The sequence below is a fragment of the Rhizobium sp. SEMIA 4085 genome, from assembly GCF_013004495.1.
Classification (GTDB): Bacteria; Pseudomonadota; Alphaproteobacteria; order Rhizobiales; family Rhizobiaceae; genus Rhizobium; species Rhizobium gallicum.
Genome location: NZ_JABEPH010000162.1, coordinates 1 through 12,668, shown reverse-complemented (window position 1 = coordinate 12,668; position 12,668 = coordinate 1). Strand labels below are relative to the sequence as shown.

At 60.5% G+C, this 12,668-nt stretch carries 14 protein-coding genes; 9 read left to right on the top strand and 5 right to left on the bottom strand.

Annotation, left to right across the window (positions count from 1 at the left end; translation table 11 throughout):
• Positions 1-31 precede the first annotated feature (31 nt).
• The 3 genes from C9413_RS32750 to C9413_RS17175 are packed head-to-tail and all read left to right on the top strand — an operon-like array spanning position 32 to position 873.
• Complete coding sequence (locus C9413_RS32750; RefSeq protein WP_246703771.1) at positions 32-274, top strand: hypothetical protein; 243 nt, start codon at positions 32-34, stop codon at positions 272-274.
• Positions 275-276: 2 nt separating this feature from the next.
• Complete coding sequence (locus tag C9413_RS17180) at positions 277-513, top strand: hypothetical protein (RefSeq protein WP_052451492.1); 237 nt, start codon at positions 277-279, stop codon at positions 511-513.
• A 3-nt stretch (positions 514-516) separates the two neighbouring features.
• The gene (locus C9413_RS17175; protein ID WP_039844334.1) at positions 517-873 is read left to right on the top strand and encodes a hypothetical protein; all 357 of its coding nucleotides are present in this window, start codon (positions 517-519) and stop codon (positions 871-873) included.
• A gap of 8 nt (positions 874-881) precedes the next feature.
• Here C9413_RS17175 and C9413_RS17170 read toward each other — a convergent pair whose 3' ends face one another.
• Positions 882-1,304: a SufE family protein gene (locus C9413_RS17170; protein WP_022714528.1), complete on the bottom strand. Its 423-nt coding sequence runs from the start codon at positions 1,302-1,304 to the stop codon at positions 882-884.
• A gap of 417 nt (positions 1,305-1,721) precedes the next feature.
• The gene (locus C9413_RS17165; protein WP_039844336.1) at positions 1,722-2,207 is read right to left on the bottom strand and encodes a DUF5330 domain-containing protein; all 486 of its coding nucleotides are present in this window, start codon (positions 2,205-2,207) and stop codon (positions 1,722-1,724) included.
• A gap of 452 nt (positions 2,208-2,659) precedes the next feature.
• Here C9413_RS17165 and C9413_RS17160 point away from each other — a divergent pair, with 452 nt between their 5' ends.
• The 3 genes from C9413_RS17160 to C9413_RS17150 all read left to right on the top strand — a co-directional run bounded on the left by C9413_RS17160 (position 2,660) and on the right by C9413_RS17150 (position 5,664).
• The gene (locus C9413_RS17160; protein WP_170250675.1) at positions 2,660-4,201 is read left to right on the top strand and encodes a HAMP domain-containing sensor histidine kinase; all 1,542 of its coding nucleotides are present in this window, start codon (positions 2,660-2,662) and stop codon (positions 4,199-4,201) included.
• A complete protein-coding gene (locus C9413_RS17155) occupies positions 4,173-5,102 on the top strand; it encodes a peptidoglycan-binding protein (protein ID WP_039844338.1) in 930 nt (309 codons plus the stop codon). Before C9413_RS17160 ends, C9413_RS17155 begins: the two co-directional genes overlap by 29 nt.
• A 325-nt stretch (positions 5,103-5,427) precedes the next feature.
• Entirely contained in the window at positions 5,428-5,664 is a 237-nt protein-coding gene (locus C9413_RS17150) for a hypothetical protein (protein WP_039846677.1), read from the top strand.
• Positions 5,665-5,749: 85 nt separating this feature from the next.
• Here the strand turns inward: C9413_RS17150 and C9413_RS17145 are convergent, their stop codons facing one another.
• Both C9413_RS17145 and C9413_RS34230 read right to left on the bottom strand, forming a co-directional pair.
• A complete protein-coding gene (locus tag C9413_RS17145) occupies positions 5,750-6,712 on the bottom strand; it encodes a hypothetical protein (protein WP_039844339.1) in 963 nt (320 codons plus the stop codon).
• A 238-nt stretch (positions 6,713-6,950) separates the two neighbouring features.
• Positions 6,951-8,291 carry an Ig-like domain-containing protein gene (locus C9413_RS34230; protein WP_039844340.1) on the bottom strand — a complete coding sequence of 447 codons (1,341 nt, stop codon included), beginning with the start codon at positions 8,289-8,291 and terminating at the stop codon, positions 6,951-6,953.
• A gap of 161 nt (positions 8,292-8,452) precedes the next feature.
• On the opposite strand from C9413_RS34230, the gene C9413_RS17135 reads away from it, so the two are divergent.
• The 3 genes from C9413_RS17135 (at position 8,453) to C9413_RS17125 (ending at position 11,747) form a co-directional block, all read left to right on the top strand.
• Positions 8,453-9,091 (top strand): class I SAM-dependent methyltransferase, encoded by a 639-nt coding sequence (locus C9413_RS17135; protein ID WP_039846678.1) that lies wholly within the window; start codon positions 8,453-8,455, stop codon positions 9,089-9,091.
• Positions 9,092-9,506: 415 nt separating this feature from the next.
• Entirely contained in the window at positions 9,507-10,274 is a 768-nt protein-coding gene (locus C9413_RS17130) for a TetR/AcrR family transcriptional regulator C-terminal domain-containing protein (RefSeq protein WP_039844341.1), read from the top strand.
• 375 nt (positions 10,275-10,649) lie between these two features.
• Positions 10,650-11,747, top strand: a complete 1,098-nt coding sequence (locus tag C9413_RS17125; protein WP_039844342.1) for a porin — start codon at positions 10,650-10,652, stop codon at positions 11,745-11,747.
• A gap of 84 nt (positions 11,748-11,831) precedes the next feature.
• Here C9413_RS17125 and C9413_RS34500 read toward each other — a convergent pair whose 3' ends face one another.
• Positions 11,832-12,377, bottom strand: a complete 546-nt coding sequence (locus C9413_RS34500; protein ID WP_170250674.1) for a TetR/AcrR family transcriptional regulator — start codon at positions 12,375-12,377, stop codon at positions 11,832-11,834.
• Positions 12,378-12,668: the final 291 nt, after the last annotated feature.

Sequence of the window (12,668 nt, the reverse complement as noted above, 5' to 3'; positions counted from 1 at the left end):
CGCAGCTCCCCGTGTCACTCGTCACCAGGTCCTGACCAGTCAACGCTTACCCGCCTCCACTCTGTTATTCCACCCTCCCCCTTTTATCCTTGCGGCACTGCTGCTCATCCAGCTGTTCCAGGCAGGCACGACCTCGCCCGCCGAGCTTGCAAGTGAACTCGACCGCCACTTCGGCAAGGCAAAACGTGTCGTCGCCATGCCTCCTACCGTTGCGCCGTTTCACCGTTTTGCAATTCAGGGCCTTCCGTCCTCGCGTTCCGCGATCGTCCACTGAACATGAACATAAGGCCACCCACCTTCGACGTCGACGATGCCCGGCGCGCGAACGAGTGCGCCTGCCTCTTCGACCATCTGGCGACGCAGATTTCGATTGAAGCCGCAAACGCGGGGTGGCTGCAGAGCGAGGTTGCATTGGCCCTTGCTGACGCCGCCGAGCGCTACGTGATGCATCTCGCAGCTGGCACCCACGAGATGCCGATTGCCGCCAACTGCAACGCCGTTCGGGAGGCCTGACGCATGCGGAGCGGCCTTTTCATCGCCTTCTTTTGCACCGCCGCGGCTCTCTATGTGGCGTGGGGACAGATCGCTGCCTATCAGGAGCGGGAGCGCATTCAAACCGCCGATGCCGCCGAGCGCCGAACACGACGGGCGGAACTTTCCGCAGACGGCTGCAATGGTGCCGTTGGCTCCCTTTCGGCGATGGAACATCGGCTCCTCAAGGCCGGAGGCATCGAGATCCCCGAGGCTCTGGCGAGCGACATCACGTTATGTCTCGAAGAGAATATCATGTCCGGCCGTTCACGGCTGCAGATGGAGCGGACGCACTTGATCAGGCTGTTTCCACGCGAGACGAGCGGATTGCCAAACGAATGACGGCGCGCTTAAGCCGCGACCCTCACCCGCGCTTCTTCCCGGATTCGGTTCACCATTGACCTCAGCCCGTTGGAGCGCTGCGACGACAGGTTCTCGACAAGGCCGATCTTCGAGAAGATATCGAAAGCATCGAGGCCCGCGATCTCCGAGGCCCTCTTGCCGGAATAGGTGGCAAGCACGATGGCGACGAGGCCACGCACGATATGCGCGTCGGAATCGCCCTCGAAGATCAGCACCGGATTTTCCGGATCCCCCTCGGGATGCGTCACCAGCCAAACCTGGCTGGCGCAGCCCATCACCTTGTTCGCGGACGTCTTCTTGTCGTCCGGCAGGTCCGGCAGCCCCTTGCCGAGTTCGATGACATAGCGGTAGCGGTCCTCCCAGTCGTCAAGGAAGGAGAAGTCGTCGATGATCTCGTCGAGAGATGCCATAAGCGGGCCTTTCACTATTGTGAGTGATATAGGTGAACTGCCGCCGCTTTTGAACCATTAAAAAGAAAAACGTCTGCCAGGCGGCAAACACCACAGGCCTACTTCGGCAGCATTGCGGGGGGCGCGCCGCTCAGGATATCATGCCGATGCCGCTGGCGGCCATGCCGAGAATGACGACGCCAACGGCATCCTGATCCTCGTTCCTTCCGCCCTGTTCCTCGCCTCAAGATCAAAAGGCGCCTTCGTCCGCCAGCCCCGCCTATCGCTCGAACGCATAGAAAAAAAGCCGTGAAGGATGGGCACCCTCACGGCGCAGCACAATGCTGAAATCAAACAGGGCAGGCACGTCAGGCACGGGCATCTCCGTATCATGCGGATCGCCGGTGCAAGCTTGGGGCGGAGAACTCCGCTGAATTCTTAAAGGACCGGCTTCGGTGTCGGCAAGGGAATGGCGCCGGTTACGACCTTGTCGGAAACCGATTCGTCCTCCACCGGCGGGCGGTAGGGCATCGGCTGGTTCAGTGCGGCAGCCCTGTGCTCTTTTGCGGAAGGAGCATCGGCTGCGACCGGCGCTTCGGTAAGCGGTGCGGCCGGCGTCGCCTCCGCAAGGGCCGGTGCCTTCTCGTCCGAGAACTGGCTGTCCAGCAGCTCATAAGCGACACGGGCGCCTTCGCGGGCCCGGTAGCCGAGGGCGGTGAGCGTTTCGGCGCCCTTGACGCAGACCTCCGGCTTCTCGTTGCACATGCCGGTGAGATATTCGTAGGCGCCGCTTGCGGCGGTGACGGCGTCGAAGAATTGGATTTGCGGGTCGTTGCCAAGCCGCGTCGAACTCTCCGAGCTGAAGAGCGGCAAGAGGACCAGCACGAGGCCGAACCAGAACGATCCTTTGATCAGAAGCCACATTGTCGTTGCCCATCCTGTTTTCCCGTCCGGTCTTCTCGCCGAATCAGGCCCGGTCTTCCGGTGTGCTTTCACCCTAGCGGGGAAATGCGAATGCCACTTTTCGAAACTCGACGGCATTTGCGGCAAATTTAATTCGAATTTTAAATAAAGGCATTCTGAGCGCATTTCAGTCAAATTGTAGCCATCGGGGTTAAGCATAGCGCAAAGCGCTGCCTGGAAATGCAGGGATTCCCTACGGGCAGCGTGCCGCAAAGGTTAACGCAAAGCCGAAATGCGAGCGAAATCCATCGCTTACCCCATATTAACCACAAAAACCAAAGGGCCCTGCGGATGGCTCAAAATGGGATTTTTCCAGCTTTTGGGCTGTGGAGGGCCGCTTTGCCTTATCCTTTCCTTAAGCCGCCGGGGCCTATTGTCCGCACTGTGTAAAGAGCCTTTTCGGCGGGTATTGCGTGCGCGTATTGAGTGACATTGGCGGACGGGCGGCGGCCCTCGTGGATCGGGCAGCGGCAGGCTGGCTTTCCCGCACGGGAAGCGGCGAAGCCGTTGCCGAGCGAGAGCTTGCGATCCTTCGCCGCCTCGTCTTCCTCTCTTCCGCGGCCTTGATCGCTGCGCCTGTCGGCCTCTCCTTCGTCACCAGCCCGGCCGTGGCACTGCCTGCAGGTGTCGCGACCGTCTGCGCTGCCTTCCTCTTTTCAGCCGTGGGCAGCATCGCGCTTGCCCGCCAGAGCGCTGCAGTGTCGGGTGTCGCCGCGGCGCCCGCGGAAGACTTCTTCCTGGAAAACAGCGCCGGCCTCGTTCTCTTCCTCGATCCGCAAGGCAACGTCACCACCGCCGGTGGCCGCGACTGCCGCGAGTTCCTCGCCTGGATGCGCGATCCGAAGGGCAGGGGCTTCATCGAACAGGTGCATGTCTCCGACCGCATCTTCGTCCTGCAGGCGCTCGACCGGCTGCGCCAGGGCGAGGAGTGCGCCAGCGTCGACCTTCGCCTCGACCGCCCCGGCGTTTCCCTTGATCTTCGCCAGTTCGCCCATCTCAGAATGGACATGACGGCGCGGCGCGACGAGGACGGCGAGCTCCTGGCCGTCGTCGCCCAGCTCCGCGACGTCTCGGTCGAACAGCGGCTGCGCATGGAAGCCCAAAGCCGGGCGGACGATGCCGAATCCGCCAACGATGCCAAGTCGCGCTTCCTGGCCGCCGTCAGCCATGAGCTGCGCACGCCGCTGAACGCCATCCTCGGCTTCTCGGATATCTTGCTCGGTGAATATTTCGGCAAGTTCGACAATGAGCGCCAGCGCGAATACGTCACCCTGGTCCGCGAGTCCGGCGCGCACCTGCTCTCCGTCGTCAACACCATGCTCGACATGAGCAAGATCGAGGCCGGCCGCTATGAGCTGCTGCTCGAACCGTTCGATATCGGCGCCTCGGTCCGCTCTTGCGAGGCGATGCTTGCGCTGCAGGCCAAGGGCAAGGGTGTAACGCTGACGAGCCGCATCCAGCGTGGCCTCGACGAGGTTGTCGCCGACCAGCGCGCCATCCAGCAGATCCTCATCAATCTCGTCGGCAACGCCGTGAAGTTCACCGATGCCGGCGGCGCCGTCACCGTTGATGCGGCGGTGCGGGACGGCATCCTGCAGATCAGCGTCAGCGACCCCGGCATCGGCATTCCCGCCGACAGGCTCGAATCGCTCGGCCAGCCCTTCATGCAGGTTCAGAACGATTATACGCGTCATTACGAGGGCACGGGCCTCGGCCTATCGCTGGTGAAGGGCCTCGTGGCACTGCATGGCGGCCACTTCGCGATTGCCAGCGTTCCCGGCGAAGGCACGATCATCACCATTTCGATCGCGGCGGACGGTTCCGGAGCCGGTGCCGTGCATGCGCAAAAGGACGGGGCGGTCGATTTCCCGCCGCGCCTGAAAATTGCGGCGACGAACGTCGCCGGACTGGAAGAGGGGCTTTTCGATGGCCGCGCGCAAGCGAAAATCGCCTAAGGGAAGGAGAGGCCGGCAGCAGCCGAGCCTGCTTTTCACAGGGGCTGCCGCCCTCGGCGGCGTGGGCATGACGGGCGCATCCGCGCTCGGCGGCGTCATTGCGCGCAATCCGTCGGTCGCAGGCGGGACCACTGCCTTTGTCGTCATCTTCAGCTTCGTCGCCGCCAATGCACTTTGGTATCAGCCGGGTACGCATCCGCATCCCTTCTTTCGCACCCGCGATGTGCTAGCGCCCTTCTCGATCGGCCGACCGTCCGTGGAAGAGCCGCACCCAGGCGACGTCACGACCTTCAAGATCGAACGTCCGGGCGAGGAGGGCGCTGCCTCGACCACCAATGCGACGCCGCCGGCTGCAGCACCCGGCCAAGAGCCCAGTCAGCTGGTCATGGACATCCAGAAGGAGCTCATCCGCCGAGGCCTCTATAACGGCACGGCCGACGGTATCATCGGCCCGCGCACCAGCGCCGCGATCCTCTTCTTCGAGGAAACCGTCGACATGCCGCCGAGCGGCGATGCGACGCCGGATGTGCTTGCCGCCCTCAAGACCGATTCCATCGGCCCCTCGGCCGTTCCCGCCGAGAAGCCGCGCGAGGATGTGACCTCGAAAGCCTCGGCCGAGGATCCGGTCGCTGCCGCCATCCGCAGCGCCGAACGGCAGATCAAGACCGCGCCCGCCGGCCCGAAGCAGGTCCCATCATCCGAGCTCACCAATGTCGATCTGGTGCTGAAAATCCAGAAGGGCCTTTCCAACATGGCCTACGCCAATGTCGGCGTCGACGGTGTCGCCGGCGAACAAACCCGCACCGCCATCCGCCGCTTCCAAAAGCACTACAACCTGCCCGAAACCGGCGAGCCCAACGAGGCGGTACTGAAGAAGTTGAAGGAAATCGGTGCGATTTAAGGCTGGGTGAGCGCTGGCAAAAAAGCTCGTCCAATGTGCATCTTCACTGCGACGGCTCTGGTTCCTGGCGTCGTTTGAGGCGCTGTCAGCACGGCCACGACGTCGTTCTGCGTCCTGGCTCGACGAGCGATCCGGCGTTGTCACGCGCATGGCGCAAGACACTGACCGATCCCGGGCAATCGCGGCGCTCTGCCAGCAGCTCCCTTCGCTGGGAGAGCTTGAACGGCAAGGCTGAGCCGGGAGGAAAACTTGCGGCAAGTGATCGGCGCGGTGGGAGGCCACCTTGCTTCGTGCCAACTGCGAACATTTGCGCTATGCTCAGTCGATGGAACGCCGGCACGCCAAATGGATTGCAACGCTATCGTTGGCCGTGGCCGCAGCGAGCGTCGCTGCGGCCCACCCGGATTCGCGCTGTACATGCCGCAATCGGGATGGCACGAAGTACGAGCTTGGCCAGACTGCCTGCATCACGGTGGGCGGGGCGTCGTATCTCGCACGCTGCGAGATGGAGTTGAACGTCACGACATGGCGCAAATTGCGGGACGGTTGCCCGGAGGTCTGAACCGCAACTGCGGGCCGCTCTGCCAAGAAAACACCCAATCACCGAAGCCGGCCCAGCCGGGCCGGCCTCGTAAATCCGGGGACGGCTATCTGATCACCGGCTCGCCGTGATACCGGCGCTTTGACGGCTTCGATACGCCAAATCCGACTTCCATCATCAGGCGCGGCGTATGCTTGGCGAGCGTTCCCATATGGAAGCCGAAGGGATCTTCGACAAAGCCGGTGCCCGCCTTTCCTGTCAGCGTGACTGCGCTCTCCTTGCCGTAGAAGCCCAGCACATCCTCGGCCGAATGTCCGACAAGCAGCGTCAACTGGTGCTTCATCCGGCGGCGGTTGTGGCTGCCTTGAACATAGACATGCGGACCGGCATCCGCATCGACGTCGGACAGATAGAAGAAGAATTTCAGCATCCGCCAGTCGTCGAGATCGAAGTGGAACTTGAACGAGGCGCGACTCAGATCGGCTTCCGAGGCAGACTTCGTCGGGAAACTCCACCATGTCCGCGTGGTGATCAATTTCGCCTCGCCGCCGAGATAATGCCGCGCGATATTGAGGAGCAGCGGGTCTTGCTGCACCGCGACCGCTGCCTTGCATTGCAGAACCCGCTCGAAATGATGGCCGCTCAATATCGTGCGTTCGAAGCGGCGTTCGGCTTCGGCGTGCTCTCCGGCGAGAAACTCGACCTTGCGCTCGAAATTGCCGAAACACGGCGTCTCGCGTGCAAAACGGGCGATTTCCTCATGGATGGCTGGCGGCAAAGTGAGGCCGGTGAAGATGCCATTTCTTCGCAGTTCCGCAGCGGCTTTCTCCGCCTTGATCCCGCCAAACATTGACGGTGCTGTTGCCGAAGACGGAATAGGTCTGGCGGTGAGCCAATGGGCGCGACGGAAAGGCATCGTGCGCGCCAGCAGGAACATCGGCAGCCAAGCGGGATTTTCCTTGAGGTCGGTTAAATAGGTCGGTACGCGCGCTGCCATGCGGCGAAGGGGCCCGCCTGTGCGGGCAATGGCTTCGAGGTCTTTCGGCTTAGACTTTGGCGCATCAAGCATCTGATATCCTTATTCGAACATGGTTTCCCATGGCGTTTTCCCCTGGCGCCGGGCCTACGGTATGTGGTTTTGGATCATGATGCAATGCAACATGAGAATTGCAGCCTGCTATATGGTTAATAAGTCGTTGAATAAGTTAAAGATTTTGGAGACTAAGTCCCCGCGGGCAACGAAGCTACGCCCGTATATATGTGGCAACAAACGGGCGCACCGGTTCTAAAGCCGGAGGGTGGACCCCCTAGAAGAAATGGAAGTCGTCGGCGGCAAGCGATGTGCCGCGGCTCACGGCCGCAAACGCCACCGCGGCCGCATCGCCGCTCCCGTCGGAATCGAAGAGCAGGCGGCCGGAGCATGTGTCGTAGATGATGTGGTCGTCCTCATCCAGCGCGGCTGTGCCCTTCGCGAAGGCACCAGGGTCGAGCGCGCCCGCCACAACGCCGGCGAACACGGAGCTGTCCAGCCGGAAGACGTCGTCAGCGGAGCTGAAGTCGAGGATTTTGTCGCAATTGGCCCGGCCGGGCTCGGTGTCGAAGACGAAGATGTCGCCGCCCACTCCGCCGGAGAGTGTGTCGCGGCCGGTTCCGCCGTTGAGAGTGTCGTCGCCGCCGCCGCCGCGCAGGCGGTCCTTGCCAGCGCCGCCATCGACGGTATCGTCGAACCGGCTGCCGGTGATCCGGTCATTGCCGCCCATCGCGGCGACGAGAAGGGGGTGATCGTACGCCTCATAGCTGGCGACATCTTTCGCATCGGTGAGCGTGATCTCTTCGGCCGGCGGCACGATCATGATGGTGATCGTCGCAAGATTGCTGTTGCCCTGGCCGTCGGTGGCATAAACCGTGAAACTGTTGGTGCCGGTGAAGCCGGCCGCCGGAGAATAGTCGAAGAGGTTACCGTTCAGGTAGTCTTGGTGATAGTGCAGGCTTCCCGCATATTGGCCCTGATGAAACGGATAGTAGCCTGCGTCATATCGCGTCTCCTGCTGCAGCGTGCCGTGGTCCGGCCCGTCCACGATGACGAAGCTCAACAGGTCGAAATCGGCATCCGACGCGCTGAACTTGATGTCGTCGAGCGATTGACCCGGAGAAAGGGTGAAGCTCATGTCGGCGGCGGTTGGCGCATGGTTGACGAAGGTGTCGGGCTGCAGCGCGCCGCCTTCCAGGATGATCTGATGCGGGCCGTACTGGGTGTTTTCGCCACCGAAATATTCGTTGGCGCCCTGCCATGTCACCACCAGGTCGTCGGGGCTTTCGGCAGTGATGGAGATAATCTCAGTCGAAAGGTAGGCAGCCTGGTCGGTGAGCGTGCGGATATAGCGGCCTTCGTTGTCGAAGACGAAAGTTTCCACCGTCGTGAAGATCTCGGTCCTTCCGTCATTGGTGAAGGTGGTGACGGTAAAGAAGCCGTCGAACACGTCGACCGAGGCAAGATCGACCCAGCCGAACGGATAATCTGTATGCGCGGCCCCCGGTCCGAGGACGTCGCCGTCCGTTTCCGTTATGCTGAAAAGGATTGCATCAGGGCTCTCGTTGTTGATGTCTTCCCATACGCTAAGCTCACTGCCATTGCTCAAAGTGGGCATCGTATTTTCCTCCGTTGCAGAAAAACGGCACTGCAGACATCTTCACGGAGAGGCAAGATAGGCTGAGATGCGGGCCGATCAAGCTTGGCGATGGGATTGACGGTTCCTTCGGCATGCTCGCTCGAAATCTGGTAAACTTTCTTCCTCAAAAAGGAGTGGGCATGTCCACAAGTGACCGGCAAGCGCATTGGCAGACTGTCTACAAGACCAAGGCGGAGAGCGAGGTCAGTTGGCACGAGGATGCGCCGGAACTCTCGATGGTTCTGCTGCGTCAAGCCGGGCTGACGCCGGACATGTCGGTGATCGACATCGGCGGCGGGACATCGCGGCTGGTCGATGCTCTTGTGGCGTCCGGCCAGGCCCATATCAGCGTCCTCGATGTGTCTGCCGCAGCCATCGAGACGGCAAAGTCGCGGCTGACAGATGCGACGCGTGTGGAGTGGATCGTATCGGACATGACCGTCTGGTCGCCTGCTCGCCAGTATGATTTCTGGCACGATCGCGCCGCCTTTCACTTCCTGACGGAGGCGGCCGACCAAGAGGCCTATGTTCGGGTGCTGGGGCAGGCTCTCAAGAGCGGCGGCAAAGCCGTGATCGGTACCTTTGCGCCCGACGGACCGGAAAAATGCAGCGGCTTGCCGGTCGCCCGCTACGATGCGCAAAGCCTGCAGGATGTTCTCGGCAGCGGGTTCAAGCTTGCCGCAACGCGTCGACATGAGCACACAACGCCATCGGGATCGGTGCAGCAATTCCAGTTCAGCACGTTAGAGAAGGTCGCTGGCACGGAGTCGTTTGCTTGAAGATCCGAAACGCCCGGCACGCCAGCTCTCCATCGCCGCCCCATCGATCAGATTATTGATGCGCGCAAATTGCGGCGAGTTGTCGCGTCCCGTTCTCTCGTGCGTGTGAAGCCAACGTGACGGAGCCTCGAAACCTGAAGGAATCTGGGGCGATTTGCCGTGGCGGAGCGGCTTTTCGCACCGCAGAAAATTGCAAAGGCAATGTACCTGCTGGGCCTTGAAATTCGTTAGGGCAATATCGAAATGTAATTTTGTTTGTCCTCGGCCGCTGGTTGGCGAAGAGGTACGTTTTGAGACCGTGGTCAACTTCGCTTGAAAGATACCAGCCGTATGGTATCTTTTTCCTGTCTGATACTGTTGGCCGACGGCCCATGGCCGGCCAGCTCAAAGATTTTTGCCTGCCGGGATAGCCCGAATGTTGTTCGAAGATTCCGGCAGCGCTCTATCCGAAACACATATTTCTGATCGCGCCATGTATAAATCAATCGCCTCCCTGAGCAGCGTGGACAACCCGCGGCTTTACAAGGTTCTTTTCGACCATTTCTCGTCGCTCTATCCGGCAATAGCCAAATCGAGCGTGGCTGAATTTCACTTAGGGGGCGATCAGACTTTTCGGCTCCTTCGAGGGTCGAAGGACCTCACTTTCGAGATTGTCTACTCCGACATTTCCCGGTTCGCCTCTATCACCCGATCATTGAATTCACGAGCACGAAAATACATCACGGGCTTTGCTCTTCAGTGGAGCACTTCGCGCGTGGCACCTCCGCGCGGACTCCTGCAGCTTCCTCGTCCGCTGGATGAAACGCGGGTTCCTGAAGATGTGCTGATGGTGATCTTCCATCTTGATCAAGCCGATCCGGTCGAAGCCGAGCGTAAGATCATGGCATGCATCAGCGCGCTCTATCCCTCCGGTCCGACATTGCAGCGAGAGGCGCAGGACTATAACGGCCAAAGAGCAATAGCGCAGCTCGCTGACTGGCTGTCGTTCCAGGATGCAAAGCGCGTGCTTGACATCGAAGACCCGGACCACGCGGCGATGATGCTCATCTCGATGATGTTTGGAGGAATGGCATCCTGCATGACCGCAGGTGGCGGCTTGCCGGACAGATCGCGCCTTATTGGCTATCTCAAAGGGTGCATCCACCTCTTCGTGAGAGGTTGCCGCTGCAAAGAGGCCGCCTGACACGAAGAGCCGGATACGGCACTGCCGGCTGCCGTTCACCACCCCATTTTTGCGTGGCGGTGGAGCTTGGCCTTCTTTGTTGGAATCTCTCGCTGCAGCCTCTTTAGCTTGCCCGGGCAGCACAATCTTGGCCGCGGAACGGTCGCTCTGGCAGCTCTCCTTGTGGCAAAAATACAACGTTCGCTGGTTCTAGAATATTTTTGGTACGATGGCGTTTATTAAATAATTGACGGGCTGGCGCATCGCCTGTTCTAAAGGTTGCGTTGCCGGAGCAAATCGCCTCGGCAACTCCTGGCGGACTGAAATTTCAGGGGACCGCATCCATCGCGCTAGCAAGAGCCAACCTTGGGGTTGGCCTCTGGAACGGAGACAAAAATGAACATTAAGAGCCTTCTTCTCGGCTCCGCTGCTGCCCTCGCAGTAGTTTCCGGTGCTCAGGCCGCCGACGCCATCGTCGCTGCCGAACCGGAACCGGTTGAGTACGTCCGCGTCTGCGACGCTTACGGCACCGGCTACTTCTACATCCCGGGCACCGAAACCTGCCTCCAGATCGGCGGCTACGTCCGCTTCGACGTTGGCTTCGGTGCTGGCGACGCATTCAAAAACAACGGCTCTGAGGACTGGGATGCCCGCACGCGTGCGCACATCAACGTCATCGCTAAGAGCGATACGGAATACGGCGTTCTGACGAGTGCGATCATTCTTGAATCCAATTTCCGTCCGAACGAAGTTGACAGCGACGCTCGTTCGGCTGGAGCATCTTCTACGTTCGGCAGTTCTCAGGACAGCACTGGCATCGACGAGGCTTACATCGATCTCGCCGGCTTCCGTGTCGGTAAGTTCGCCAACTGGTGGGATGATGACTTCTCGGGCGAAACCGACGTCATGACGACCCTCGATGGTTCGACGAAGCAGAACTCCATCCGCTATCAGTACGACGCTGGCGACTTCTATGCCGGTATCGCTCTCGAAGAACTGGTTCAGACAGAGGGCGGAAATGCCAACAACCTCGGTATCGACGGTTCCATCGGCGGTAAGGTCGGCGGCTTCACCTATGCGATTATCGGCGCTTACGACACCGACGCCCAGGAAGGCGCCGTACTCGCAAAGGTCGGCGTTGACGTTGGCCCGGGCACGCTCTCGGTTGCCGGCATCTATTCCACCGGTCTGGGCGATCAGGGCTTCAACGGCTACTACGACGCCGGCGAATGGTCCGTGGCCGCTCAGTACGCGCTCAAGGCAACCGACAAGTTCACGGTCACCCCTGCTGTTCAGTACATCGACAACATCGATGCCGACGCGAGTGGCAGCTGGGACAGCGGTAGCGAGCTGCGTGCTGGCGTTACGCTCGATTACAAGGTCGTAGAGAACCTTTCCACAAAGCTCACTGCAACCTATGTTTCGGACGATCACGACAACGCGGCGGATCAGGACTGGGTCGAAGGCTTCTTCCGCCTGCAGCGCGACTTCTAATCAAACGCGATAAAACTGATCTGAATTGACCTCTGATCAGTTTCGAGGGAAGAGCCCGGTATCCCAGCCGGGCTCTTCTTCAATTCAGGCGGTCAACCCCTTGGCGAAAATTCTAAGGCTCGAACGAAGGTAGGCTCGGGTCCGTTTCGCGCGTTCTTCCAAATCCATTTCTGCGCGGCCGATGCTCAAGCTTCCGAAGACGATGCCGATCAGCATGGTGGCTGCAGCGTCTGCGTCAGCAACCGTTATCCGGCCCTTCTGCTTCATCTGCCTGAGCCACTCGGAGAGCCTTGCACGCGCGAGCCTGAAATCGTCCCGCAATTCCGCGACGTGTTCCGCCGCTTCCCAGCCGACCTCTATCATGAAGTAGTCATTCATGCCGGCCGCGTCCGCCGCACCGTCTTCATCGATGAAAAAGGTTCTGGCGAGCTGTTCCTCCAACGGAAGCTGGTCATCAATTTCCGGTACGAAGAAAATGGAATCGCTTCGCGATTTCAGTATATCCCGCAGAAGGTCAGCTTTTCCGTTGAAGAACTCGTAGAAGGTTCTTTTGGAAATGCCGCATCTGGCCGCTATCACATCAACCGTCGTATTGACGTATCCGTATTCGATGAAGACATCGCATCCCACGCCGATTATCTCATCCCGTCGCTGATCGGTGTCCACGCTCTTAGGACGCCCGCGCGGCCTCTTTACATTTTCCCCAGTTTTTGAACTCACGATCCCTCATCGCTTAAAATTTTTTTCCACCCAGGCTTCGACTGATACATGAACCGGCCTGGCGGGTACCCGCCGTCTGTACCCCCCCATCCCGCGCGTGGCCCCCCCCCCCCGCTCACCCCCCCCCCACCCCCCCCCCCTCCCCCTTCTCCCCATCCCCCCCCGCCGCCCAGCGCCCCCGCCCAGCACTCGCTGCGTCGC

Coding starts and splice junctions, on each gene's coding strand:
- C9413_RS17180 (WP_052451492.1), top strand. CDS start 277: ATGAACATAAGGCCACCCACCTTCGACGTCGACGATGCCCGGCGCGCG.
- C9413_RS17175 (WP_039844334.1), top strand. CDS start 517: ATGCGGAGCGGCCTTTTCATCGCCTTCTTTTGCACCGCCGCGGCTCTC.
- C9413_RS17170 (WP_022714528.1), bottom strand. CDS start 1,304: ATGGCATCTCTCGACGAGATCATCGACGACTTCTCCTTCCTTGACGAC.
- C9413_RS17165 (WP_039844336.1), bottom strand. CDS start 2,207: ATGTGGCTTCTGATCAAAGGATCGTTCTGGTTCGGCCTCGTGCTGGTC.
- C9413_RS17155 (WP_039844338.1), top strand. CDS start 4,173: ATGGCCGCGCGCAAGCGAAAATCGCCTAAGGGAAGGAGAGGCCGGCAG.
- C9413_RS17150 (WP_039846677.1), top strand. CDS start 5,428: ATGGAACGCCGGCACGCCAAATGGATTGCAACGCTATCGTTGGCCGTG.
- C9413_RS17145 (WP_039844339.1), bottom strand. CDS start 6,712: ATGCTTGATGCGCCAAAGTCTAAGCCGAAAGACCTCGAAGCCATTGCC.
- C9413_RS34230 (WP_039844340.1), bottom strand. CDS start 8,291: ATGCCCACTTTGAGCAATGGCAGTGAGCTTAGCGTATGGGAAGACATC.
- C9413_RS17135 (WP_039846678.1), top strand. CDS start 8,453: ATGTCCACAAGTGACCGGCAAGCGCATTGGCAGACTGTCTACAAGACC.
- C9413_RS17130 (WP_039844341.1), top strand. CDS start 9,507: ATGTTGTTCGAAGATTCCGGCAGCGCTCTATCCGAAACACATATTTCT.
- C9413_RS17125 (WP_039844342.1), top strand. CDS start 10,650: ATGAACATTAAGAGCCTTCTTCTCGGCTCCGCTGCTGCCCTCGCAGTA.